At 73.4% G+C, this 23,706-nt stretch carries 23 protein-coding genes; 15 read left to right on the top strand and 8 right to left on the bottom strand.

What is annotated here, in order from left to right:
- Window position 1 precedes the first annotated feature (1 nt).
- Window positions 2–1,567 (bottom strand): APC family permease, encoded by a 1,566-nt coding sequence (locus WCD74_RS03715; protein WP_337693468.1) that lies wholly within the window; start codon window positions 1,565–1,567, stop codon window positions 2–4.
- 90 nt (window positions 1,568–1,657) lie between these two features.
- Between WCD74_RS03715 and WCD74_RS03720 the strand changes: the two genes are divergently transcribed.
- The 7 genes from WCD74_RS03720 (at window position 1,658) to WCD74_RS03750 (ending at window position 9,089) form a co-directional block, all read left to right on the top strand.
- On the top strand, window positions 1,658–2,116 hold the full coding sequence (locus WCD74_RS03720) for a hypothetical protein (protein WP_337693469.1): 459 nt from the start codon (window positions 1,658–1,660) through the stop codon (window positions 2,114–2,116).
- A gap of 169 nt (window positions 2,117–2,285) precedes the next feature.
- Complete coding sequence (locus WCD74_RS03725) at window positions 2,286–2,990, top strand: GNAT family N-acetyltransferase (protein ID WP_337693470.1); 705 nt, start codon at window positions 2,286–2,288, stop codon at window positions 2,988–2,990.
- Window positions 2,987–4,093: an LLM class flavin-dependent oxidoreductase gene (locus WCD74_RS03730; protein WP_337693471.1), complete on the top strand. Its 1,107-nt coding sequence runs from the start codon at window positions 2,987–2,989 to the stop codon at window positions 4,091–4,093. Before WCD74_RS03725 ends, WCD74_RS03730 begins: the two co-directional genes overlap by 4 nt.
- The gene (locus WCD74_RS03735; RefSeq protein WP_337693472.1) at window positions 4,090–5,403 is read left to right on the top strand and encodes an LLM class flavin-dependent oxidoreductase; all 1,314 of its coding nucleotides are present in this window, start codon (window positions 4,090–4,092) and stop codon (window positions 5,401–5,403) included. The genes WCD74_RS03730 and WCD74_RS03735 overlap by 4 nt, the downstream gene beginning before the upstream one ends.
- Window positions 5,400–6,677 (top strand): pyridoxal-phosphate dependent enzyme, encoded by a 1,278-nt coding sequence (locus WCD74_RS03740; RefSeq protein ID WP_337693473.1) that lies wholly within the window; start codon window positions 5,400–5,402, stop codon window positions 6,675–6,677. Before WCD74_RS03735 ends, WCD74_RS03740 begins: the two co-directional genes overlap by 4 nt.
- Before the next feature lie 188 nt (window positions 6,678–6,865).
- Window positions 6,866–7,666 (top strand): hypothetical protein, encoded by an 801-nt coding sequence (locus WCD74_RS03745; protein WP_337693474.1) that lies wholly within the window; start codon window positions 6,866–6,868, stop codon window positions 7,664–7,666.
- Window positions 7,667–7,889: 223 nt separating this feature from the next.
- Window positions 7,890–9,089, top strand: a complete 1,200-nt coding sequence (locus tag WCD74_RS03750) for a trans-sulfuration enzyme family protein (RefSeq protein ID WP_337693475.1) — start codon at window positions 7,890–7,892, stop codon at window positions 9,087–9,089.
- On the opposite strand, the gene WCD74_RS03755 is transcribed toward WCD74_RS03750, so the two are convergent.
- Complete coding sequence (locus WCD74_RS03755; RefSeq protein WP_337693476.1) at window positions 9,086–10,078, bottom strand: amidohydrolase family protein; 993 nt, start codon at window positions 10,076–10,078, stop codon at window positions 9,086–9,088. The two genes, WCD74_RS03750 and WCD74_RS03755, sit on opposite strands and share 4 nt — an antisense overlap.
- 177 nt (window positions 10,079–10,255) lie before the next feature.
- Here WCD74_RS03755 and WCD74_RS03760 point away from each other — a divergent pair, with 177 nt between their 5' ends.
- From WCD74_RS03760 to WCD74_RS03780, 5 genes are all read left to right on the top strand, one after another.
- The gene (locus WCD74_RS03760) at window positions 10,256–11,935 is read left to right on the top strand and encodes a DUF6777 domain-containing protein (RefSeq protein WP_337693477.1); all 1,680 of its coding nucleotides are present in this window, start codon (window positions 10,256–10,258) and stop codon (window positions 11,933–11,935) included.
- A 262-nt stretch (window positions 11,936–12,197) separates the two neighbouring features.
- Window positions 12,198–13,010, top strand: coding sequence for an ABC transporter permease (locus tag WCD74_RS03765; protein ID WP_337693478.1), 813 nt, complete (start codon window positions 12,198–12,200; stop codon window positions 13,008–13,010).
- Window positions 12,998–13,684, top strand: a complete 687-nt coding sequence (locus tag WCD74_RS03770; protein ID WP_373696025.1) for an ABC transporter ATP-binding protein — start codon at window positions 12,998–13,000, stop codon at window positions 13,682–13,684. The genes WCD74_RS03765 and WCD74_RS03770 overlap by 13 nt, the downstream gene beginning before the upstream one ends.
- Window positions 13,674–14,669: an aliphatic sulfonate ABC transporter substrate-binding protein gene (locus tag WCD74_RS03775; protein ID WP_337693480.1), complete on the top strand. Its 996-nt coding sequence runs from the start codon at window positions 13,674–13,676 to the stop codon at window positions 14,667–14,669. Before WCD74_RS03770 ends, WCD74_RS03775 begins: the two co-directional genes overlap by 11 nt.
- Before the next feature lie 54 nt (window positions 14,670–14,723).
- Complete coding sequence (locus WCD74_RS03780) at window positions 14,724–15,797, top strand: LLM class flavin-dependent oxidoreductase (protein ID WP_337693481.1); 1,074 nt, start codon at window positions 14,724–14,726, stop codon at window positions 15,795–15,797.
- Here WCD74_RS03780 and WCD74_RS03785 read toward each other — a convergent pair.
- Window positions 15,758–16,930: an AI-2E family transporter gene (locus WCD74_RS03785; protein ID WP_337693482.1), complete on the bottom strand. Its 1,173-nt coding sequence runs from the start codon at window positions 16,928–16,930 to the stop codon at window positions 15,758–15,760. The two genes, WCD74_RS03780 and WCD74_RS03785, sit on opposite strands and share 40 nt — an antisense overlap.
- Window positions 16,931–17,042: 112 nt before the next feature.
- Here WCD74_RS03785 and WCD74_RS03790 point away from each other — a divergent pair, with 112 nt between their 5' ends.
- The 3 genes from WCD74_RS03790 (at window position 17,043) to WCD74_RS03800 (ending at window position 19,882) form a co-directional block, all read left to right on the top strand.
- Complete coding sequence (locus WCD74_RS03790; protein WP_337693483.1) at window positions 17,043–17,720, top strand: GAP family protein; 678 nt, start codon at window positions 17,043–17,045, stop codon at window positions 17,718–17,720.
- A gap of 244 nt (window positions 17,721–17,964) precedes the next feature.
- Window positions 17,965–18,447, top strand: a complete 483-nt coding sequence (locus WCD74_RS03795) for an OsmC family protein (protein WP_337693484.1) — start codon at window positions 17,965–17,967, stop codon at window positions 18,445–18,447.
- Window positions 18,448–18,511: 64 nt separating this feature from the next.
- The gene (locus tag WCD74_RS03800; protein ID WP_337693485.1) at window positions 18,512–19,882 is read left to right on the top strand and encodes an MFS transporter; all 1,371 of its coding nucleotides are present in this window, start codon (window positions 18,512–18,514) and stop codon (window positions 19,880–19,882) included.
- Here WCD74_RS03800 and WCD74_RS03805 read toward each other — a convergent pair.
- The 5 genes from WCD74_RS03805 to WCD74_RS29920 all read right to left on the bottom strand — a co-directional run bounded on the left by WCD74_RS03805 (window position 19,879) and on the right by WCD74_RS29920 (window position 23,587).
- Complete coding sequence (locus tag WCD74_RS03805; RefSeq protein ID WP_337693486.1) at window positions 19,879–20,580, bottom strand: GNAT family N-acetyltransferase; 702 nt, start codon at window positions 20,578–20,580, stop codon at window positions 19,879–19,881. The genes WCD74_RS03800 and WCD74_RS03805 overlap by 4 nt on opposite strands.
- The gene (locus WCD74_RS03810) at window positions 20,577–21,572 is read right to left on the bottom strand and encodes a transporter substrate-binding domain-containing protein (protein WP_337693487.1); all 996 of its coding nucleotides are present in this window, start codon (window positions 21,570–21,572) and stop codon (window positions 20,577–20,579) included. The genes WCD74_RS03805 and WCD74_RS03810 overlap by 4 nt, the downstream gene beginning before the upstream one ends.
- A 25-nt stretch (window positions 21,573–21,597) precedes the next feature.
- The gene (locus tag WCD74_RS03815; protein WP_337693488.1) at window positions 21,598–22,416 is read right to left on the bottom strand and encodes an amino acid ABC transporter ATP-binding protein; all 819 of its coding nucleotides are present in this window, start codon (window positions 22,414–22,416) and stop codon (window positions 21,598–21,600) included.
- Window positions 22,413–23,360, bottom strand: coding sequence for an amino acid ABC transporter permease (locus WCD74_RS03820; RefSeq protein ID WP_337693489.1), 948 nt, complete (start codon window positions 23,358–23,360; stop codon window positions 22,413–22,415). The genes WCD74_RS03815 and WCD74_RS03820 overlap by 4 nt, the downstream gene beginning before the upstream one ends.
- A 119-nt stretch (window positions 23,361–23,479) precedes the next feature.
- Window positions 23,480–23,587 carry a putative leader peptide gene (locus tag WCD74_RS29920; protein WP_373696026.1) on the bottom strand — a complete coding sequence of 36 codons (108 nt, stop codon included), beginning with the start codon at window positions 23,585–23,587 and terminating at the stop codon, window positions 23,480–23,482.
- Between the last annotated feature and the right edge of the window lie 119 nt (window positions 23,588–23,706).

A 23,706-nucleotide genomic window follows, 5' to 3' on the forward strand; every position in this document is an offset into this window, starting at 1 on the left:
GTCAGGACGCTAACACGGGCTCCCGCACCCCGGACCGGACCGCGACGGGGAACACGATCACCGCCCACACCGCCACGATCACGGTGTCCCACGGCGCCGGCAGCACCCCGGCCCCGTCGAAGGAGCCGAGACCCGAGAGCAGCGTCAGGACCAGCAGGTGCACGACCAGCCATGCGCCGCGTCGGAGCTCGTCGACCAGCGAGCCCTCCCGGTCGCGCCGCCACAGGACCACGAACAGCGGCACGCCGATCAGCGTCAGCGGCAGCGCCAGGCGCAGGTCGGAGAACCCGGACCAGTAGACGAACAGGGTCGCGAGCACGAACGACACCGGCGTGATGATCCGCAGCCCGGGCACCCACCCCGAGAGCCGCTCGGGCTCCCGCCGCCGGAACACCTCGGCGGCGACGGCCGCCGCGAGGTAGAGCAGCAGGTACAGCGTGCCCATCACCGAGACGATCGACTGCCAGCCGGAGAACGGCAGCAGGTAGACGACGATGACGGCGAGGTTGAGCAGCAGGGCGCGGCGCGGGATGCCCGACGACGGGTGCACGGCCATCAGGGCCCGGGGCAGCAGCCGGTTCTTGGCGAGCGCGTAGGTGTGCCGCGCGTCGACGGCCACCCCGACGAAGGCGGACCCGCCCGGTGAGACGACCGCGTCGCCGTAGAGCACCGCGGCCAGGAACCCGAGGTTGAGCGCCACCGCGAGCTGCCCGAACGGCGACTCGAAGTTCACGCCCTGCCAGCCGGACCCGAGGGCGTCGGCGGGCACGGCCCCGAGGAACGCGAGCTGCAGCCCGAGGTAGAGCAGCAGCGCGAGGCCGATCGAGCCGAGCACCGCGAGCGGCACGGTGCGCTGCGGGTTCCGGGCCTCGCCGGAGAAGTCGACCGGCGCCTGGAACCCGTTGAGCGAGTAGACGATGCCGCCGCCGGCCAGCGCGGAGAGCACGGCGCCCCACCCGTAGGGCGCGAAGCCGCCGTGGTCGGTGAGCCGTGCCGAGTCGAACCCGGACGCGAGCAGCAGCACCACCGTCAGCAGCGGCACCGCGACCTTCACGACCGTCACCGCCGTGTTCACCCGCCCGAACAGCTTCACGCCGAACCAGTTCAGGGCCGTGAGCACCACCGAGAGCACGATCGCGAACACGACGCCGGCGCCGGTCAGGGCATCGTCGGCGTAGAGCCAGGGCAGGTAGTAGCCCGCGTACTGGACGATCGCGGTGAGCTCGGCGGACGTGGCGCCGACCGAGAGCAGCACCGAGAACCCGACGACGGTGCCGGTGAGCCGGCCGCTCGCATAGAGCGGCCAGCGCACGGTCCCGCCGCCCTCGGGTCGCGTCGCGCCCAGCTCGACCATCACCAGTGCGACGAGCGTGACCAGCACCCCGGCCACCAGCCACGCCACCAGCGCGGCCGGCCCGGCGATCTGCGCGGCGTACAGAGCGGCGAACAACCAGCCGGAGCCGACGATGTTCGAGAACCCGATGGCGGACAGCCCGCCCACGCCGAGGTGCCGGCGCAGGCGGCCCTCCTCGGCCTCGACCTCGGACGCGGGAGCGGTGTCCGTCATGGCCGCGCAGTGTGCGCCGCGTGAGCCCGGACCGCGCGTCCGCGAGCACGACGGGGGTGTCGCACGCGACGCCTGTGGTTACCTGACCTCATGGACTGGACCTGGCCACGGCTCGCGGCATCCGCCGGTAGCCTGTTCGTGATCGCGGGGGCGGCGACGGTGGCGCTCGTCGGGCTCCCGACGACCGGTCCGGAGGCGGCGCCCGCGCTCCCCGTGGCGGCAGCGCCGATCGTGCCGGCCGGCGCGGCTCCGGCCCTGGTCGCACCGCCCTCGCCGGGCCGGACCTCCACCGGCGCTCCGTCGGCCGACGTCCCGTCCCCGGTCGCCGAGACCCGCACCGCGGCGCCGGCCACCCGGGCCGCCGCCGGCACGCGCGACGCTCCTCGACCCGCCGTCGGGAGGGAGGAGGAGGAGGAGGAGGACAGGCCGCGCGGGGACGACGGCGACAAGGACAGGGGCAAGGACAAGGACAGGGGCGAGGACGAGGGGTCCGGCAAGGACGGGGGCGGGGAGAAGGGCAAGGGGAAGGGCAAGGGCGGGGACGACTGATATTCCCGGTCGGGGCACGGACGTTGCTCACCTGCCCGAACGGCCTCCGCGTGGTTACGGTGGGGCCGTGATCGTGCTCGTGTCGCGCCGTTGGCTCGACGGTCGGGGTTCGCCGACCGGGCTGTAGGTCCTCGGCGTGCCCGCACGAGGACCGACAGGGAGGACACCGGTGGACGCCCCCACCACGAGCGCGCTCGACGACCCGCTCCGCGCCGCACTCGACGGCCCCCAGGCCGCGCTCGCGGTCCGGCGCGGCGACGCGGTGCGCTACCACCCGGACGTCGCACCGTTCCTCGCGCCAGCGCGCGACGCGGCCGAGTGGGCCGACGCCGCACACCTGGCCCGACCCGGCGGCGTCGTCGTCATCCGCGCGCCCGGGCCGGTCGACCTGCCGCCGGACTGGACCCTGGAGCGCGACCTGCCCGGCGTCCAGATGGTCCTTCCCGACGACCGGCCGGTGCCGGTCGCGGGCGACCCCGACCTCGTCCGACTCGGGGCGTCCGACGTCGACGAGATGCTGGCGCTGGTCGGACGCACGAAGCCCGGGCCGTTCGCGCGCCGGACGCATGAGCTGGGCACCTACCTGGGCATCCGCGACGACGTCCTCGGGCTCGTCGCGATGGCCGGCGAGCGCATGCACGTGCCCGGGGCGTGCGAGATCAGTGCCGTGTGCACCGATCCGTCGGCCCGGGGGCGGGGGCTCGCGACCCGCCTCGTGCTCGCCGTCGCCGCCGGCATCCGGACCCGCGGCGAGACCCCGTTCCTGCACGCCGCCGCCGACAACACGACGGCCATCCGGCTCTACGCGCAGCTCGGCTTCGAGCTGCGCGCCGAGCCGTCGTTCGTGGCCGTCCGAGCACCGGAGCAGACATGACCTTCCACCTCGCGCTCGCCCTGAACGACACGGGCTGGCACCCGGCCGCCCCACCCGGCGACACGCTGGAGCCGGACTTCTGGGTCGCCCAGACCCAGGAGGCCGAGCGGGGCCTCGCCACGCTCGTGACCCTCGAGGACGGCTTCGCCCGCCGCGGGCTGGACTCGGTGCTGATCGCGCTGCGCGCGGGGCCGGCCACCTCGCACGTCGGGCTCGTGCCGACCGTGATCGCGACGCACACCGAGCCGTTCCACGTCTCCACCCAGATCGCGACGCTGGACTGGGTCACCCGTGGGCGCGCCGGCGAGCGGATCAAGGTCTCGGCCGACCCCGCAGAGACGGCCCTGTTCGGGCGCCGCGACGCGGCCGCCGAGAGCCGCGAGTCGCTGTTCGACGAGGCCGCCGACCACGTCGAGGTGCAGCGGCGCCTCTGGGACTCGTGGGAGGACGACGCCGAGATCCGCGACGCGGCGACCAATCGGTTCGTCGACCGCGACAAGCTGCACTACGTCGACTTCGTCGGCTCGCACTTCGCGGTGCGCGGCCCGTCGATCACGCCGCGCCCGCCGCAGGGGCAGCCGATCGTCACCGCGCTCGCGCATGTCGACACCGCCTACCGGCTCGCGGCGCGCTGCGCGGACGTCGTGTTCACGACGCCGGACGGGGTCGGGCGCGACGGGCCCACGGGGGACGCCGCGACCACCCTCCGGGGAGTGCGGTCGGCGGAGGCGGAGATCGGGCGCACGGAGGAACCCACGCAGGTCCTCGGCGACTTGATCGTCTTCCTCGACGACGACGCCACCGCCGCGAGCACCCGCTGGACCCGGCTCGACGGCGAGCGCACGCTGCGCTCGGACGCGGCGGTCTTCGCCGGCACCGTCGACGAGCTCGCGAACCGGCTGGAGGGATGGGCCGCCGCCGGCCTCGACGGGGCGCGCCTGCGTCCCGCGGTCGCCGAGCACGACCTGCCCCGCATCACGCGCGACCTCGCCCCCGAACTGGCCCGCCGCGGCCTGACCCGCACCGCGTACGAGGCCGACACCCTGCGCGGGCTGCTCGGCCTGGAGAAGCCCGCCGACCGCTACGCCGGAGCCTCGTCATGACCAAGAAGCAGATCCACCTCGCCGCGCACTTCCCGGGCGTCAACAACACGACGGTCTGGAGCGACCCGGCGTCGGGCAGCCACATCGACTTCTCGTCCTTCGAGCACTTCGCGCGGTCGGCCGAGCGCGGGCTCTTCGACTTCCTCTTCCTCGCCGAGGGCCTGCGCCTGCGCGAGCAGGGTGGGAAGATCTACGACCTGGACGTCATGGGCCGGCCGGACAACGTGTCGATCCTGCAGGCGATGGCGGCCGTCACCTCGCACATCGGGCTGGCTGGCACGGTCAACTCGACGTTCAACGAACCGCTCGACGTGGCCCGCAAGCTCGCCTCGCTGGACTTCCTGTCGAACGGACGGGCGGCCTGGAACGTCGTCACCAGCTGGGACGAGTTCACCGGCGAGAACTTCCGCCGCGGCGGCTACCTGCCCAAGGAGAAGCGCTATCTGCGGGCGAAGGAGATGCTCGACGTCGCGAAGCAGCTCTGGGACACCGACGGCGGCGACTTCGACATCCACACCGACCAGTTCGACATCACCGGCCGGTTCCCGCTGCCCCGCAGCCCGCAGGGCCATCCGGTGATCATCCAGGCCGGCGACTCCGAGGAGGGCCGCGAGTTCGCCGCCGAGTCCGCGGACGCGATCTTCACCCGGCACGCGGAGAAGCAGGCCGGGATCGAGTTCTACGCCGATGTGAAGGCCCGCCTGGCCAAGTTCGGCCGCCGCGAGGAGGACCTGAAGATCCTCCCGGCGGCGACGTTCGTGCTGGGCGACACCGAGGACGAGGCCGCCGAGAACGCGCGCGAGGTCCAGTACCAGCAGGTCTCCCCCGCCACGGCGATCGCGTTCGCCGAGCAGGTGTGGAACCGCGACCTCTCCGACGTCGATCCGGACGGTCCGGTTCCGAGCTTCGACCCGGTGACCGAGAACGACGTCGACTCCGGGCAGCACTTCTCCAAGGGCCGCGCCAGCGTGCGGATGTACCGGGACCCGGTCGCGACGGCGAACGAGTGGCGTGAGCTGGGCGAGGCGAACGGCTGGTCGCTGCGCGAGGTCGTCATCGCGAAGAACGGGCGGCACACGTTCGTCGGGACCCCCGGCCGGGTGGCGGAGACGATCGACGACTTCGTGCAGTCGAACGCCTCGGACGGCTTCGTGCTGGTCCCGCACATCACGCCGGGCGGGATGGACCCGTTCGTCGAGAAGGTCGTGCCGCTGCTGCAGGAGCGTGGCTCGTTCCGGACCTCCTACGAGGGCACGACGCTGCGGGAGAACCTGGGGCTCTCGCCGGTGCGGGCACTCTCGCAGTCGTGAACCTGCTGGACCTCGTCGGCGGTACTCCACTGGTACAGCTGAGCTCCGGGGTGCACGCCAAGCTCGAGTACCTGAACCCGGGCGGCTCGGTGAAGGACCGGGCCGCCCTGGCGATGGTCCTCGACGCCGAGGCGTCCGGCGCGTTGCGGCCCGGCGGGACGATCGTCGAGGGGACGTCGGGCAACACCGGGCTCGGGCTCGCGCAGGTCGCGGCCGCGCGCGGCTATCGCATGGTGTGCGTCCTGCCGGACAAGACCGCCGTCGAGAAGCTCGACGCCCTGCGGGCCTACGGCGCGGAGGTGGTGCTGACGCCGTCCGCCCTGCCGAAGGAGCACCCGAACCACGTGGTCGCGTGGGCCGCCCGGATCGCGCGGGAGACCGACGGCGGGTGGTGGGCCGACCAGTACGGGAACCCGGCCAACCCCGCGGTGCACCACCGCACGACGGGTCCGGAGATCTGGGAGGCGACCGGCGGCCGGATCACGCACCTCGTGGCGACGATCGGCACCGGCGGGACGATCTCCGGCACCGGCCGGTTCCTCAAGGAGGCCTCGGGCGGCCGGGTGCAGGTGATCGGCGCCGATCCGACGACCTCGTCCTACGGCGGCGGCGACGGCTCCCCGTTCGCGATCGAGGCGGCCGGGCACTACGTGCACCCGCAGACCGTCGACGACCCGTGGCCGGACTCCTACCACCGCGACGTCGTCGACCGCGTGGTCTCGGTGTCCGACCGGGAGTCGATCACGGCGTGCCGCTCGCTGGCGCGGACCGAGGGCCTGCTGGTGGGCGGCTCGTCGGGGACGGCGTACGCGGTGGCTTCGTCGGTGACGGGTGACTGCGTCGTGGTGCTGCTCCCGGACTCCGGGCGGGCGTACCTGACGAAGTACCACTCGGACACGTGGGTGCGGCGGCAGGGCTTCGTGGACGGGGAGCTCTCCGGTTTCGTGTCGCCGGTGGTGTGCGTGCCGGTGGGGACGCCGGTCGCGGAGGCGCGGCGGGTGCTGGAGTCGGGGCAACCCGCGCTTCCCGTGGTGCTGCCCGGGCGCTCGGACCGGTTCCCGCCGGCCGCCGGTGAGGTGCTGGCGCTGGTGACGGCGGCCGATCTTCGCGGGGACGGCACGGTGGGGCCGGCGGCGGTGGCGCCCGTGGGCCTGGGCGTCGGCGAGTCGGTGGCCGATGCCCTGGAACGCTTTCCCGACGGCGAGGTGGCGCACCTCGTGCGCGACGGCCGCCTGGCCGGGCTCGTGACCCGGGCGGACCTGTCGTCGCGGTAGGTCTGCGAGTGGCGTGTGTGGTGCATGCCGTCGTCCTGACGGGAGGTGGCAGACCCTCCCGGGGCGTAGGGACCGCCCACCGCGGCACGAGGGTCCACCCGATCTCCGCGAGCCGTGGCGCGCACGAGGCTCCTCGTCACCACCGGGAACCGGACACGAGGCTCCCGGAACACCCCGAGGAGACTTCGATGAACGCCGACCGATCCCACCTCCACCCCCACCGCCCGGCCGCGCCGTTCGCCCCGGAGTTCCGGGGGCCCGTTCCGCCGCCGAGCGGGCAGAAGCACAGGCGTCCGATGGCGACGAAGGTCGTGACCGGGGTGCTGGTCGCCACCGTGCTGCTCGGCGGCATCGGTGTCGCCGTCGGGTCCCCTGTCGCGTCGCACGTGCAGGCCGCGGCCGCCGTCGCGACCGACCAGAGCGGCTCGACCGACGAGACCGCGAGCGCTGAGACCGAGACCCCTGAGAGCACCGAGAGCACCGAGCCGGGCGAGACCGGGACCGAGACCGAGACCGAGACCGAGACCGAGACCGAATCTGAGGCCACCGCACCTGAGGCGACCGAGCCCGCGACCATCGGGGCCGAGGCCACCGAGGCGGGGACCACCGAGCCCGAGGCCGCCGAGCCCGAGGCCGCCGAGCCCGCGACGACGGAACCCGAGGCCGGCAGGAACGTACGGGAGATCAAGGCCGAGAAGGCCCGCGCCGACTCCGACCGGGCGCAGGGCAGGCTGGCCGAGGCACGGGACGGGCTCCGGGGGGCCAACGCCGAGATGCAGGCGCTGAAGGCGGAGTTCGACCGCCTCAAGGCCGACCCGAACCCCTCGCAGGGCCAAGCCAACCGGATCGGACTCGCGCACAAGGCGTGGAAGGACAGCATCGCCCGCTACTCCGACGCCTACGCCACCTACAAGGGGAGTGAGGCCGTCGCTCTCCGGGCGGACAAGAAGGCGGACCGCATGGAGAGGCTGGCCAGGGCTCACCGGTGATCTGCCCCTGACGACGAGGCCCGGCGCCGCCATCGGTGTCGGGCCTCGTCGCGCGTGTCGCCGTCGACAGATGTAGCGGATCCGAGGGCAGGGCGTCCGGATCCGCGACATCTACGGATCGGCTCCGCACCAAGATCACCGGAACCAGGAGGATCCGATGCCTGGGCGTCCGGATCCTCTTCGTTCCGGTGATCTTGGTCGACGGGCCGTACGTTCCCCGTCCGTGACCGAGGAACAGCGGCCGGACAAGCACGACCCGTCGTCGTGCCGGCTGGAGACGCAGGCGGTGCACGGCGGGAACGCCGTGGACCCCGGCACGCGGGCGATCCGCACGCCGTTGGTGATGGCCAACTCCTACGCGTTGCCGGAGGACCCGTCGTCGCTGTCGTGGTCGGGGTTCGACACACCGCTGTACACGCGGAACTCCGGGGTCAACCAGATCGCGCTGCAGCGCAAGCTGGCCGCGCTGGAGCACGCCGAGGACGCCGTCGTGCTGGCCTCCGGGGTCGCGGCGCTGCACGGGGTGTTCTTCAGCCTGCTGCGCACCGGCGACCACGCGGTGATCTCCGACGTGACCTACGAGGCGGTGTTCCGGCTGTTCAGGGACATCCTGCCCGAGCGCTACGGCGTGGAGGCGACGTTCGTGGACACCTCCGACCTCGACGCCGTGCGCGCCGCGATCCGGCCGGAGACGAAGCTGGTGCACACCGAGGTGGTCGCGAACCCGACGACGCGGGTCTGCGACATCCCCGCCGTGGCCGCGATCGCGCACGAGGCCGGGGCGCTGCTCTCGGTCGACTCGACGTTCACCCCGCCCCCGCTCTACCGGCCGCTGGAGCACGGCGCGGACCTCGTCGTGCACTCGCTGACGAAGTTCGTCAACGGGCACGGGGACGCGATGGGCGGGGCGGTCCTGGGGTCGACGGAGCTGCTGGACCCGATCCGGGCCGACGTCATGATCGACGTCGGTGGCGTGATCTCGCCGTTCAACGCGTGGCTGATCTCGCGCGGGGCGATCACCCTGCCGCTGCGGCTCCGGCAGCACCTGGCGTCGGCGCAGCGGGTCGCGGAGTTCCTGGCGGGCCGGCCGGAGGTCGCGTACGTCGCCTACCCCGGCCTGGCGTCGCACCCGCAGCACGAGCTCGCGGCGCGCCTGTTCGACGGCGAGCCGCCGGGCGCGGTCATGGCGTTCGCGCTGGACGGCGACGCGGACACGCAGAACCGGTTCGTCGCCGACCTCCGGGTGATCACCTCGGCGGTGTCGGTGGGGCACGACGAGTCACTGATCGTGCACGTCGGGCCGGACGGTCCGCGGGCGGCGCACTGGCCCGACGAGTTCCGGCGGTACGGGCACCTGCGGCTCTCGGTCGGGCTGGAGGACCCGGACGACCTCGTCGCCGACCTGACCGCCGCGCTGGGTTAGCGGGCGGGGCGCAGCCGCTCCCAGTTGCCGGAGCCGATCGCGTCCTTCTCGGCGTCGGTCAGCTGCGCCTCGTCGAGGAAGCGGCGGGCGGCGCCGCCGGAGTTGTCGATGAAGGGGTAGTCGGTCGCGGAGAGGATGCGCTCGACACCGACCATCTCGATCGTCCACCGCAGCAGCCGCGGCACCGTCATGCCGCTGCCGGTGTAGGAGATGTTCTCGCGGAAGTAGTCCGCCACGGGGCGACGCAGCCCGGTGCCGAACCGCGGGGACACGTCGGAGATCCGGTCCAGGTAGAACAGCACGACCTCGCCCCAGTGCCCGACGACGAGCTGCAGATCGGGATGGCGGTCGAAGGCCCCGGACAGGACCAGGCGCAGGACCTGCATCCCGGTCTCGTAGTGCCAGCCGATCCCGGCGCTCGCGAGTGCGGCGTCGGTGGCCGGGTCGAAGCCGGAGTAGTAGACGTCGCGGACCTCGTCGACGGGCTGCTGCGGGTGGACGTAGATCGGGGCCCCGAGCTCCGCGGCAGCCGCCCAGATGGGCTCGTTGCGCGGGTCGTCGAGCCGCACCGGCCCGGTCCGGCCGTGGACCATGGCGCCGGCCAGCCCGAGGTCGACGACGGCGCGACGCAGTTCGACGGCCGCGGCCTGCGGGTCCGGGGTGGGCAGCGTCGCGAACCCGTCGAAGCGGTCGGGGTGGGCGGCGACCGCCGCGGCGATGGTGTCGTTGGCCCGGGCCGCGAGCGGCACGGCGCGCTCGACGTCGAGGTTCTGCACGCCGGGAGCCGTGAGCGAGAGAACCTGGACGTCCACGCCCTGGTCGTCCATCGCGGCGAGCCGGCGCTCGCCCCACTCGAGCAGGGCGTCGCCGCGCGACTCCATCATCATCGCCACGTCGTCGCGGTCGCGCTGCGACGTCGGGGCGTCCGTCCAGGCCTCCGCGACCTCCGGGACGGCCAGGTGCTCCTCGAGGGTGATGAGCTTGCGCATGCTCACCATCGTGCTCCTCCGTGGCGGCGCGGGTAGGGCTGTCCCCCCTCGCGGCGGAGGGTCGTCCCCGGCGGGCTCGGGGGTTCGCACGATCGTTGCGGAGCTCCGATCGCGACAGGCTTCTCCCATCACCGAGACGGGGTCGCCGAGGCCCCGGAACACACCAGGAGCCCCGCGATGACCACGTACTTCGACCCCCGCACCGTCCACCACCACCAGCAGCAGTTCCGCGGCCCGCAGCAGTTCGGCCCGCAGCAGTTCGGGCCGCAGCAGTTCGGCCCGCAGGGCTTCCCCGGGCAGCAGTTCCCCGGCCCGGTCCCGCCCGCGGCGCCGGTCCCGAAGAAGCGCCCGATCGCCGGCAAGATCATCGCCGGGCTGGTCGCCGCCGGCCTGGTCATCGGCGGCGCGGGTGCCTGGGTCGCCCTGTCCGGCTCCGGCTCGCCGGCCGTGCAGGCCACCAGCTTCGCGGGCGCCAACCCGACCACCGACCCGTTCGGCACCGACCACGCCGAGGTCGCCACCGTCGCCGCCTCGGGCGAGCAGAGCGGCGACACCGCCGGTCTCTACGCCGCGACCACCCCGCCCGCCTGCGACAACGCCGCGTTCCTGGCGCAGCTGCAGGCCGACCCGGCCAAGCTCGCGGCCTGGGGCGGCGTCTACGGCCTGCAGGCCGCCGACGTCCCCGCGTTCGTCGACTCCCTGTCCCCCGCCGTGCTGCGCGCCGCCACCGCCGTCACCGACCACCCGTTCCGCGAGGGCGCGTTCGTCGAGGAGCCCGTCGTCCTCGCCGCCGGCACCGCGGTCCTCGTCAACTCCTACGGCGAGCCCACCGTCAAGTGCTTCAACGGCAACCCGCTGACCGCCGGCCAGGCCACTGCGGGCGCCGTCACCATCAACCCCACCACCCGGGTCATCACCAACTTCCGCTTCACGAGCATCGACAACTCCCGCGTCGTCGTGGTCCCGGGCAAGCCGGACCCGAAGCCGGTCCCCGGCCCGAACAAGCCCCCGACGACCACCCCGGCGAAGCCGGACCCCGTGCTCGGGGCGAAGGCCGAGGAGGCCCAGAAGCTCGCCGACCAGGCCCGCAAGGACGCCACCGAGTCGCGGGAGCGCGCGGACAGCCTCTCGATCAACGCCCGGGTCTTCCGGAGTGAGGCCGACCGGCTGGAGCAGGCCGCCCGGGACGCCTTCGCAGCCCAGGGCGAAGCGAACCGCGCCTTCAACAAGGCCGCCCAGGACCTCGCCACCGCCAGGGACCAGACCCCGCCGGACCCGGACCTCATCGCTCGCCTCCAGGATGCCTTCAACGCCGCAGGCAAGGCCAAGGCCCAGGCGGAGGACGCGCGCCACGCGGCACGGGACGCCGCGGACCGTGCCGATCGGGAGGCCGACACCGCCGAGAGCCAGCTGAAGAACGCCGAGTCCAAGGCCCGCAACGACGAGAACGTCGCCAAGGCCGCCGAGGAGGCCGCGAAGAAGGCGAAGGAGGCCGCCGAGGCCTCGGCGAAGCCCGCCACGAAGCCGGCGACCGGGCCGGGCACCGAACCGGGCACCGAGCCGGGCCAGGCGCCCGAGGGCGAGACCCCCGCTCAGGGCACCCCGGCCGTCGCCGGCGAGACGCCCGGCGCCCCCGTGACCGAGGCCTGCACGACGGTCGCCACCGCCGACGCCCCGCAGGCTCCGATCTGCCCCGCCGCCGGCTCGGCCCAGAAGGCCGCCACCGGCACCGGCACGGCGACCGCCCCGACCGCCACCGGCACCGAGGCGTCCGGTGCGCAGAGCAGCAGCACCCCGGAGAGCAGCAGCTCCTCGGAGTCCGGCGCCGAGACCACCTCGGAGGCCACCGAGAGCTGATCCCGCACCACCGCGATGCCCGGCTCCGCCACCCGGCGGAGCCGGGCATCGTCGCGTCCGGCGAGCGCGCACCGCTGAGGTCGTGGGCGGCGCCACCCTCCACTTGCGACACCGCGCCCGGTTCCGCACGATCGGGGAATGCTCCGGGGCTGGCGGTTCGCGTGGCGTCGCCACGTCGACCTCATGCGCCTCGACGCCGCGACCTGTCGGTAGGACACGCCGACCCTCGCTGCCCGAGACCCGCGACACCCCCGGAGCCCGTGTGTCCACCACCCTCCCGGACGCGCCCGCGCGCGCCGTCGAGAAGCCCGCACCGCCCCGTCGTCGGGAACCGAGCAAGGCCTGGCAACGGTGGATCTCGCCCATCGCGATCCTCGTGATCTGGCAGGTCGCCTCGAGCACCGGCCTGCTCGCCGAGGACGAGCTCGCGTCCCCGCTGCGCGTGGTGCAGGCCGCGTGGGACGTCACCGTCTCCGGCGAACTGCCCGAGGGCCTGCTCGTCTCGCTCGGGCGCGTCATCGTGGGCTTCGCCCTCGGCGCGCTCCTCGGCGTCGTGCTCGGCGTCTGGTCCGGGCTCTCCCGCTGGGGCGGCCTGATCATCGACCCGCCGGTGCAGATGCTCCGCACCCTGCCGCACCTGGCCCTGGTCCCGCTGTTCATCCTGTGGTTCGGGGTGCAGGAGACGCCGAAGATCCTGCTGGTCGCGCTCGGCGTGCTGTTCCCGATCTACCTCAACGTCCACGCGGGCGTCCGCGGCGTCGACCCGAAGCTGCTCGAGATGGCCCAGGTCTCCGGGTACGACCGCCGCGAGGTGCTGCGCCACGTCGTGATCCCCGGCGCCCTGCCCTCGGCCCTGACCGGACTGCGGCTCTCGCTCGGCATCGCGTGGCTCTCGCTGGTGGTGGCGGAGACGGTCTCCGCCGACTCCGGGCTCGGCTACCTCATCATGGACGCGCGGGAGTTCCTGCGGACCGACGTGATCGTGGTCGGGCTCGTCGTCTACGCCCTGCTCGGCCTCGGGACGGACGCGCTCGTGCGGCGCATCGAGAAGCGAGCGCTGCGGTGGCGGTCGTGAGCGCCGCGGAGGTCCGCGGGCTGGTCCGGGAGTTCTCCGGACGGCGGGTCCTCGACGGTCTCGACCTCACCGTCGACGCGGGCGAGTTCGTCGCCCTGCTCGGGCGCAGCGGGTCCGGGAAGTCGACGTTGCTGCGGGTCCTGGCCGGCCTGGACGTTCCCGACGGCGGGTCGGTGTCGGTCCCGGGGTCGGTGGCGGTCGCGTTCCAGGAGCCGCGCCTGCTGCCGTGGCGCAGCGTGCGGGACAACGTCGCGCTGGGGCTGCGGACCGACGCGGACGTCGACCACGTGCTGGGCGAGGTCGGGCTCACCGAGCGCGCCGGGGCCTGGCCGCTGACGCTCTCCGGCGGCGAGGCGCAGCGCGCGTCGCTGGCCCGGGCCCTCGTCCGGGAACCCGGACTGCTGCTGCTGGACGAGCCGTTCGGCGCCCTCGACGCGCTGACCCGGATCGCGATGCACGACCTCGTGCTCGGCCTGTGGGAACGCCACCTCCCCGGGATCCTGCTGGTCACCCACGACGTCGACGAGGCGATCGCACTGGCCGACCGGGTGCTCGTGCTCGACGAGGGCCGGATCGTCGCCGACCACGCACCGGGCCCGCGTCCCCGGACCGACGTGGGCGCGCTGCGTGCGACCGTCCTGTCCGAGCTCGGGGTGGTCGACGGTGCGGCGTAGGTCCTTCCTGCTCGGGCTCGGGGCGACGGCCGTCCTGGCGGGCTGCTCGTCCGTGCCGATCTCGCGCCCGCCGGTGCAGCCGCCCGCCGACCCGACCGGGGTCGTGCTGCGCGTCGGCGACCAGAAGGGCGGCATCCAGTCCCTGCTGAAGGCCGCGAACGGGCTGGCGGGCGCGCCCTACCGGGTGGAGTGGACGACCTTCAGCGCCGGTCCGCCGCTGATCGAGGCGGCGCGCGCCGGGGCGATCGACGTCGGGTACACGGGGAACACACCGGTGATCTTCGCGGCGGCGGCGAAGGCCCGGGTGCAGCTGGTGGCCGCCGCGCAGGGCAACGTGGTCAGCGACGCGATCCTGGTGCCGCGGGACTCCCCGATCCGCACGGTGAACGACCTGCGCGACGCGCGGATCGCCGTCGGGAAGGGCACCTCGGCGCACGGACAGCTGCTGCTCACCCTGCGCTCGGCCGGGTTGACCATCGACGACGTCGACCCGACCTATCTCTCCCCGGCCGACGCGTACGGGGCGTTCAAGCAGGGCCAGATCGACGCGTGGGCGGTGTGGGACCCCTACACCGCGCAGGCCCAGCTCGAGACGGGTGCGCGGGTCGTCGCCGACGGCACCGGCACCGCCAACGGCTACTCGTTCCAGGTGGCGAGCAACCAGACCCTCGCCGACCCGCGGACCCAGGCCGCGCTGGACGACTACCTCCGCCGCGTCGACGCCGCCATGCGCTTCTCCGACACCCACCGCCCGGAACGCGCGCAGTCGTGGAGCGCGGAGACGAAGCTGCCACTCGCCGTCACGACGATCGCGACCGACCGCGGCCCGGACCTCCCGGTGCCCATGGACGAGAGGCTCGTCGCCTCGCAGCAGGACCTGGCCGACGCGTTCTCCGACGCCGGGGTGATCCCCGGCCGGGTCCGCTTCGCCGACGTGATCGACCGCCGATTCGACTCGGGAAGGAGGTGGGCTTCGCCCATGTGAGCAGAAAAGGCCGCTATGGCGACCAACAGTGCTCACGAGCGCGGAGCGCACACCATGACCATCGTCCCGCACTGGTTCCTGCCGACATCCGGGGACGCGCGCGGCATCGTCGCGCGCCGCCACGCCGACCGCGGCGACATCGGCGACGCCTCGCGCGGCGCCGACATCGACTACCTCGCCCAGGTGGCCCGGGCCGCCGAGCACCTCGGGTTCGAGGGGGTCCTGACGCCGACCGGCTCGTTCTGCGAGGACGCCTGGATCACGACGGCGGCGCTGCTGCGCGAGACCCGCCGGCTGCGCTACCTCGTCGCGTTCCGCCCGGGCGTCATCTCCCCCACCCTCGCCGCCCAGCAGGCCTCGACCTACCAGCGCATCTCCGACGGTCGGCTGATGCTCAACATCGTCACCGGAGGCGACGCCGTCGAGCAGCAGCGCTTCGGCGACTGGGCCGACCACGACGCCCGCTACGCCCGCACCGACGAGTTCCTGACGGTGCTGCGGGGCGCCTGGGGCGCGGAGCCGTTCGACGTCGAGGGCGAGCACTACCGCGTCGTCGGCGCCTCCACCTACGCCCCGCCGGACCCCACGCCGCCGATCTACTTCGGCGGTTCCTCCGACGCCGCGCTGCCCGTCGCCGCCCGGCACGCGGACGTCTACCTGACCTGGGGCGAGCCGCCCGCCGGGGTCGCGGAGAAGATCGGGCGGGTCCGCAAGCTCGCCGACGAACTCGAACGGTCGATCCGCTTCGGCATCCGGCTGCACGTCATCACCCGCGACACCGCCGAGCAGGCCTGGGCCGAGGCGCAGCGCATGCTGGACGCCCTCGATCCGGCGGCGATCGAGCGGGCGCAGGCCACGCTGCGCACGAGTCAGTCGGTCGGCCAGCAGCGGATGCTCGCCCTGCACGGCGGGTCCACGGACTCCCTCGAGATCAGCCCGAACCTGTGGGCCGGGATCGGCCTGGTCCGCGGGGGCGCGGGCACGGCCCTCGTCGGGAGCCACGAGCAGGTCGCGGAGCGGATCGCGGAGTACCACGACCTCGGGATCGACGAGTTCGTCATGTCCGGCTATCCGCACCTCGAGGAGGCCTACCAGTTCGGCGAGGGCGTGCTGCCGCTGCTGCGCTGACCCGACGATGGCGACCTGCTCGCGTCGGCTGCGTGCAGCTCGCCGTCGTCGTGGACGGGGTCACGAGGCCTTCCTGGACGGGACGGCCGGGCGGCGAGCAGGGTCGACACCCAGGCCGCCCGCGCGTCGGCGTCGACCAGCACGGCCTTGACGAGCAACGTCAGCGGCACCGCGAGCACGGCCCCGAGCGGCCCGAGCATCCAGGCCCAGAAGCCGAGCGAGAGGAACACCACGGTCAGCGACAGCCCGACGGCGTCACCGATGTAGCGCGGCTGGACGAGCGAGCAGAGCACGAAGTTCACGACGACGTAGATCGCCACGACCACGGTCGCGAGGCCCCACCCGCCCTCCAGCAGCGCGAGCACCGCCGGCGGGACGACGCCGACGAAGAACCCGACGTAGGGGATGTAGTTGGTGATGAAGGCGAGCAGGCCCCACAGCACCGCGAGCGGCACCCCGAGCGCGAGCAGCACGACCGTGTCGACGACGGCCGTGAGCAGCCCGAACACGGACGTCACGACCAGGAACCGGCGGGTGTTGCCGACGACCTCGCGCAGCGCCCGCGCGGCGTGCGGCCGGGCGGCCGCCACCGCGTCCAGCTTCGCGGTGAACCCGCCGGACTCGATCGCGAGGAAGAGCAGCACCGACAGCAGGAAGACGACGTTGCCCGCCAGCCCGGCCACCGACGACAGCAGCACCTGCAGCACCGCGACCACCCGTGCGAGATCGAGCGAGGCGGCGATCTCGCTCAGCCCGAGTGAGCCGACGCCGTACTCGCGCAGCAGCGCGAACAGCCCGCCGAGCAGCCCGTCCAGCTCGTCGCGGTAGCTCGGCAGGATCGTCACCAGCCGCGCGACCGCCCCGACGATCACGCCGGCGAGCACGAGGACGACGGCGTAGACGAGCACGACGAGCGCGATCACCGCCGCCCACCGGGGCACGCCGCGCCGGCGCAGCACCCCTTCGACCGGCCGCACGGTGATCACGACGACGAGCGCCAGGAAGACCGGCCCGATCAGCCACGCCAGTTCGCGCACGCCCAGGGCGACGACGACGGCGGCCGCGGCCCCGACGAGCAGGACGACCGCCGGGGGGAGCCGGACAGCGGCTGTCCCGTCCTGCGCGTCCGTCACGGAGATCATCGTGGCCGCGCGGTGCCACCCACGAAAAGAGACGCAGGGCGTAATCACAGTTGGGCCGACCAGGCGGCCGTTGCGCGATGGCGAACTCGTAGGGTTGCTGACCGTGAGCGTCGAGGCGGCCGTCCTGGGGCTGCTGAGCGCGTTCCGCGCCACACCCCTGGCGATCGTCTCGGGTTTCCTGCTCACCCGCGATCCGCGGCGGCCGATCGCCGCCTACGTCGTCGCGGGACTCGCGGTGAGCCTCGCGGTCGGCGTCGCCGTGGTGCTGTGGCTGGGACCCGCCGTCGGTGCCGACGAGCCGACGGACCCGGACGCCTCGACCGGACGGCAGGTCGTCGACCTGGTGCTGGGCGTCGGCGCGGTGGCCTACGCGGCCGGGTACGCCTCGGGGCGCCTCGCCCTACGCGGGGACGATGCGCGGCCTCGACGAACCGCCGCGCTGCTCGAACGCCTGCGGACGCCGTCGATCCCGGTCGGGGCCGCGGCGGGTGCCGTGACCAACCTCCCGGGCCTGTTCTACCTCGCCGGGCTGGTCGCGATCCTCGAGACCGGCGCCGGCCCGGTGAACGCGGTCGTGCAGGTCGTCGTCTACACCGTCCTGCGCCTGGGCGGCCCGGCCGTGGTCCTCGTCCTGTGCGTCGTCCGTCCGCAGCAGGCCCGGGCGCTCACCGACACCGTCAGCGCCTGGGCGGTGCGACACCGCCGGCTGCTGGTGCCCGGCGTGCTGGCCGTCCTCGGGATCTACCTCGCTGCGAAGGGACTCGTCGGGCTCCTGTCCTGACGGTGGGGTTGCGCGCGGCGCCCGAACGATCACACTGGACGCGTGACCGGACCGGGCCTGGTGCGACGCCTGCACCTCGACCTGTGCCGCGTGCCGGCGATGGGCTGTCGCCCCGCCCGCACCGCCTGAGCGACCCCGTCACATCCCGCGAACCCGCGCCGCGTCCCGGCGCGGACGTCGGGCGCGTCGTCCCCCGGCCCGCGAGCCTGCGCGCCGGGTCCTCACCTCCCAGGAGAGTTCCAGCATGGCCATCAAGCCCAAGGAGACCGTCGTCCCGTTCGCCGTCCACGGCGAGGGCACCGGCGTCTACCAGACCCTCACCGCCGGCGGCGAGGGCGGCCACGTCTTCCACACCGACGCCTACCCGGCCTTCGGTGGCCAGGACTCCGCCCCGAGCCCGCTGTTCTACGCGCTCGGCGCCCTGACCTCGTGCAACCAGGTGACCGGCAGCCTCGTCGCGAAGGACCTGGGCATCACCGTCACGAAGTGGGACTTCGACATCGTCGGCGACCTCGACACCGCGGTGCTCGTGGGCGGCGCGGAGGGCAACGCCAACTTCGACCGCGTCGAGGTGCGCGCCACCATCGAGACCGACGCCAGCGAGGAGCAGTTCGCGCAGCTCGTGTCGGAGACCGAGCGCCGGTGCCCCGTGACGCAGCTGTTCAAGCGCAGCGGGCTGGAGTTCGACAACGTCTGGACCCGCGTCGAGTCGCCGGCCACGGTCTGACGTCCGCCGTCGCCGGCCGCACCCGCCGCGGCCGGCGACCCCGCCCCGGGGGGAGCCCACTTCCATGTCCACCACGCCCGCGGACGACGTCCCGGACCAGGCCGGACGTCGACGTTCGATGTTCGTGGCCGCCTTCGGCTCGATCATCGAGTGGTACGACTTCTCGATCTACTTCTACGTCGCCACGATCCTGACGCGGGAGTTCTTCGGCGCCGACACGAACTCCCTCATCCTGACCCTCGGTGTGGGGGCCGCCGGCTTCCTCTTCCGGCCGCTCGGCGCGATCGTGTTCGGGCACATCGGCGACCGGACCGGACGCAAGGCCGCGCTCGTCATCTCCGCGGTCCTCATGGCGATCGCGATGCTCGGCACCGCGGCGCTGCCCGGGTACGAGGTCGTCGGGATCTGGGGCGGCGTCGGGATGGTGCTGCTGCGCTGCCTCGCGGGCTTCTCGGTGGGCGCCGAGTACACCGGGATCATGGTGTTCCTGATGGAGTCGGCCGGGCCCCGCCGGCGTGGGTTCGCCGCCTCCTGGGCCGCCGCCAACTCCGAGATCGGCGCCCTGCTCGCCGTCGGGATCGCCGCGGCGCTGGCCGCGAACCTCTCGCCGGACGCCATGCAGCAGTGGGGCTGGCGGGTGCTGTTCGTGGTGGGCGGGCTCCTCGCCCTGGTCATGATCCCGCTGCGGCGGATGATGGTGGAGACCGAGACCGTCGAGCGGGCCCAGGATGCGGTGCCCGACGTCGACCCGACGGTGGCGCAGCGCTCGCCCCTGGTGGCCGTGCTCCTCGGGCAGCCGCGGGCCGTCCTGATCGCCTTCGGGATCTCGACGATCGGCTCGGTGAGCTACTTCCTCAACATCACCTACGTCCCGACCTACCTCGAGGACGTGGCGAACCTCGAGAACGCCGGCTCGCTGGCACTCGGCACGGTCGCGGCCGTCGTCGCGATCGTGGTCACGCCGTTCATCGGGCTGGCCTCGGACCGCTGGGGGCGGCGGGCGTCCCTGACGCTGCTCACGGTCGTGATCGTGCTGACGACGATCCCGGCGTACCTGCTGATGTCCTCGGGCGACAACGGCCTCGCCGTGTTCGGGGCGGCGTTCCTGGCGATCCCGGCCGCCGGGTGGAGCGCGGTCGCGGCCGCGACGGTCCCGGAGCAGTTCACCGCGATCGGGCGCTTCTCCGGCATGGCCGTCGGCTACAACGTGGCCACGGTGCTCTTCGGCGGGTTGTCGCCGCTGATCGCCACCGGACTCATCGCCGGCACCGGGCTCGCGCTGTCCCCGGCGATCTACGCGACCGCCGTCGTGATCCTGGCCGGCATCCCGGTCCTGCTGCTCATGCGCGACATGGCGGGCCGCCCGCTGGCGGAGGTCGACGGCATCCGCGAGTCCGACGTCGGCCGCGAGCGCGTCGGAACCGGCGCCGATTAGACAATGACCCCCGATTCCTCCGGGACACGCACCCGGAGGAAGCGGGTCCGCCGGCGCAGCCGGAACCCGAGCGTCTCGTAGAGCCCGATCGCCGGGGTGTTCGTCGCGGCCGCGTGCAGCAACGGCGTCTCCCCCCGGGCGACGATTCCGGCCGCGACCGCCCGGACGAGCCGGCTCGCGTACCCGCGACCGCGGTGGGCGACGTCCGTGCAGACCGCGCTGATCTCGGTCCAGCCGGGCGGGTGCAACCGCTCCCCCGCCATCGCGACCAGGACCCCCTCGCGGCGCAGGCCCAGGTAGGTCCCCATCTCGATGGTCCGTGGGGCGAACGGCCCCGGCTGCGTCCGCGCCACCAGCTCGAGCATGTCACCGACGTCGGCCGGCCCGAGCACGACGGCCTCGTCGTCGGGCTCGGGCCGGACCCCGTCGTCGACGAGCTGGACGCCGGCTCCGTCCAGGAGGACCTCCCAACCACGGGGCGCCGCGACGTCGAGGGCGATCCCGGAGATCGCGGCGGCGTTCCCCGGCCCGACGAGCGCGGCGAGGTCCGCCCACGCCGACGGGCCGGGGTCGTCGGGCATCCCGATGAACGAGGCCACGTCGGGCGGGTAGCGCACCACCGATCCCTGGTGGATCGCGAGGTGCGCATGCGGCCCGAGCAGTGACGCCCGCGCCGGGTTGTCCAGGACGTGGCTCACGTGTCGCTCGGCGGCAGCCCCGGCGGGTTGACCTGCGAGCTCGGTACGGCCTCGTTGGCGAGGTTCCAGGCGGTCAGCCACTGCTGGTACTGCCCGTTCTGGATCAGGTAGTTGATCGCGTCCGCGACCGGCTTCGCCAGCCCGCTGTCCTTCTTCGTCGTCGCCGCGATCAGGCCCTGCAGCGAGACCCCCGCCCCGGAGAAGGTCCCGGCGGTCTTCTTCGGCACGGGCCGGCCCGCGCTCTGGGTGACCTGGTACGCGACGGCCGGGTTCGGGCCGAGGTAGGAGTTGATCTGACCCGACTCGAGCGCCAACTGGACGGCGTTGATGTCCGGGTAGTACTCGACGGCGAAGTCCTGGCCCTGGGCGCGGAGCTGGGCCTGCCAGGCGAGCAGGATGCGCTCCTGGTTGGTGCCGCGGGCGACCGAGATCCGCTGGTTCGCGAGGGCCGCGATGTCACCCGAGAAGGACCACGGCGCGGAGGCGAGCGTCTCGAAGGCGAGGTTGTCCTGCCGGTAGCTCGCGAAGTCGTACTTGAGCTTGCGCTGCTCGGTCACGGTGATGTTGGAGAACCCGACGTCGGTCCGGCCGCTGTCGATGCCGACGAACATGTTCTCCCAGGTGGCGTTCCCCAGCTCCACGCGCAGGCCCAGCACCGCACCGACGAGACGGGCCAGGTCCGGCTCCGAACCCGTGAGGGTCCTGTCGTCCGTCCCGACGAAGCCGAGCGGGGGCGAGCCCGCGGGCAGCAGCCCGAGGCCGACGTTCAGCACCCCGGCGTCGCGGTACTGCTGCGGGAGCTCGGCGCGGATCTGCTCCACGACGGGCACGGAGATCGAGGTCTCCTTCGCCGCGCCGTTGGACAGCGCGCCCACGGGGATCGGCCCCGAGGCCGCGGCGTCGGAGCCACCGCCCCCGCCGCAGGCCGCGAGCAGGCACAGTGCAGCCGCCGCGATCAGCGCCGTCGCTCGTGGGCGTCTACCGGATGACATCGATCTCTCTCCTTGCCTACGGGGCCTACAGGACCCTGCCGACGAATTCGCGGGTCCGGGGGTGGACGGGATGGTCGAGGACCTGCGACGGCGGGCCCTGCTCGACCACGACGCCGCCGTCGAGGAACACGACCTGGTCGGCCACCTCGCGGGCGAAGCCGATCTCGTGGGTCACCACGATCAACGTGGTGCCGGTGGACGCCAGGTCCTCGATCACCTCGAGGACGTCGTCGACGAGCTCGGGGTCGAGCGCCGAGGTGGGTTCGTCGCAGAGGATCACGCTCGGGCGCAGGGCGAGCGCCCGCGCGATCGCGACGCGCTGCTGCTGACCACCGGAGAGCCGGCGGGGATGGACGTCGGCCTTGTCGGCCAGGCCCACGCGGGCGAGCAGGTCGCGGGCGAGGCCGAGCGCACGGGTCCGGGTGGCGGCCCCCGTGGCCACGGGCGCGGCCGCGACGTTCTCCACCGCCGTGAGGTGCGGGAACAGGTTGAAGTCCTGGAACACGAACCCGATGCGTCGTCGCTGGACCAGGATCTCGCGCTCGGGCCGTTCCTTGAGCCGGTCACCGACCCGGCGCACGCCGATCGGATCGCCGTCGATGCTCACGTAACCGCGGTCCAGGGGTTCCAGGTGGTTGATCGCGCGCAACAGCGTGGACTTCCCCGACCCGGACGGACCCAGGATCACGGTCACGGTGCCCGGCGCGACGGTGAGGTCGACGCCGTCGAGCACGGTCAGCGCGCCGAAGGCCTTGTACGCCCCGTGCACCTCGACCCCCGCGGCGGGGAGCACGTCGACGTCCACGTGTCGCGCGGCGTCCCGCTGCGTCTCCCCCGCCGTCATCGCGACCACCGGAGCGCGGCGCGGACCCGCTGCAGCGGCGTGGGGGGCAGCGCTCGCTCGGCGCCACGGGCGTAGCGGCGCTCGACGTAGTACTGGACCACCGAGATCACGCTCGTGACCACGACGTACCAGACGGTGGCGACCACCAGCAGCGGGACGATGTCGCCGGGATAGGTCGATCCGAGGCTCTGCACCGACCCGAACAGGTCCAGCAACGACACGTAGAACACCAGCGAGGAGCCCTTCACGAGGTCGATGAGCACGTTCACGTAGGAGGGGACGATCGTGCGGAGGGCCTGCGGCAGCACGATCCGCCGGAACTGGAAGCCGCGGGGCAGACCGAGCGCGGCGGCGGCCTCGCGCTGGCCGGCGTCGACCGACAGCAGGCCCGCCCGCACCACCTCGGCGGCGAAGGCCGCGGCGTTCAGGCTCAGCCCGACGACCGCGATGACCATGTCGGTGCCGAGCGTGGTCACCCCGAAGCTGACGAACGTCGGACCGAAGGGGATCCCGAGCCCGAGCACCCGGTAGAGGGCGCTGAAGTTGTAGAGGAACAGCAGCAGCACGATCAGCGGCACCGAGCGGAACAGCCAGACGTAGGCCCAGCTGAGCACCTGGAGGACGGGGCTGGACGACTGCCGGGCGAGTGCGAGAACGATCCCGCCGAGGAGCGCGAGGACCGCGCTCGCAGCCGTCACCTGCAGCGTGATCAGCAGGCCGTCGAGCACCACCGGCCGGAAGAAGTAGTACGCGAACCGGTCCCACTGGTAGTAGGGATTCGTCACGAGCCCGTGCACGACCTGCGCGAACACCACCAGCACCACCACCGTGACGATCCAGCGGCCGGGGCGGCGCAGCGGGATCACGCGCTGGGCGGTGAGGTCCGGCCCGGCCGCGGGCGCATCCGGCGGATCGGGCGTGACGGTGGGGCTCGAGGGACGCACAGGGGTCTCCAGACACAGTACTCCGGGCGCGCGGGGACGGCCGCGCCGATGCGCGACGGACCGCGGGAGCGGACGGGGACGGCGGTGGGCTCAGGCGCGCGGAGGCCGGAGCGCGTCGCTCACCGACAGAGGGAGCTGCCCACCCGGACCAGGTCGATGTGCCGCCGGGACGACAGCGTCGCGCGACCGTGGCCGTGCCACACGTCCGCCGGTGTCGCCGAGCCCATGGCCGTCCTCGTGGTGGTGTCCGAGCCGGCGCCGGACGGCGCCGATCTCCGGAACGGGACCGTAGGGAGACGCTGCGTTAGATGTCAACGCTCACGACGACCCCCGTGATCACACCGAC

The organism is Actinomycetospora aurantiaca (assembly GCF_037401875.1).
In the GTDB taxonomy this organism is placed as follows: domain Bacteria; phylum Actinomycetota; class Actinomycetes; order Mycobacteriales; family Pseudonocardiaceae; genus Actinomycetospora; species Actinomycetospora aurantiaca.

Coding starts and splice junctions, on each gene's coding strand:
- WCD74_RS03715 (WP_337693468.1), bottom strand. CDS start 1,567: ATGACGGACACCGCTCCCGCGTCCGAGGTCGAGGCCGAGGAGGGCCGC.
- WCD74_RS03720 (WP_337693469.1), top strand. CDS start 1,658: ATGGACTGGACCTGGCCACGGCTCGCGGCATCCGCCGGTAGCCTGTTC.
- WCD74_RS03730 (WP_337693471.1), top strand. CDS start 2,987: ATGACCTTCCACCTCGCGCTCGCCCTGAACGACACGGGCTGGCACCCG.
- WCD74_RS03735 (WP_337693472.1), top strand. CDS start 4,090: ATGACCAAGAAGCAGATCCACCTCGCCGCGCACTTCCCGGGCGTCAAC.
- WCD74_RS03745 (WP_337693474.1), top strand. CDS start 6,866: ATGAACGCCGACCGATCCCACCTCCACCCCCACCGCCCGGCCGCGCCG.
- WCD74_RS03755 (WP_337693476.1), bottom strand. CDS start 10,078: ATGCGCAAGCTCATCACCCTCGAGGAGCACCTGGCCGTCCCGGAGGTC.
- WCD74_RS03760 (WP_337693477.1), top strand. CDS start 10,256: ATGACCACGTACTTCGACCCCCGCACCGTCCACCACCACCAGCAGCAG.
- WCD74_RS03780 (WP_337693481.1), top strand. CDS start 14,724: ATGACCATCGTCCCGCACTGGTTCCTGCCGACATCCGGGGACGCGCGC.
- WCD74_RS03795 (WP_337693484.1), top strand. CDS start 17,965: ATGGCCATCAAGCCCAAGGAGACCGTCGTCCCGTTCGCCGTCCACGGC.
- WCD74_RS03800 (WP_337693485.1), top strand. CDS start 18,512: ATGTCCACCACGCCCGCGGACGACGTCCCGGACCAGGCCGGACGTCGA.
- WCD74_RS03810 (WP_337693487.1), bottom strand. CDS start 21,572: ATGTCATCCGGTAGACGCCCACGAGCGACGGCGCTGATCGCGGCGGCT.
- WCD74_RS03815 (WP_337693488.1), bottom strand. CDS start 22,416: ATGACGGCGGGGGAGACGCAGCGGGACGCCGCGCGACACGTGGACGTC.
- WCD74_RS29920 (WP_373696026.1), bottom strand. CDS start 23,587: ATGGGCTCGGCGACACCGGCGGACGTGTGGCACGGCCACGGTCGCGCG.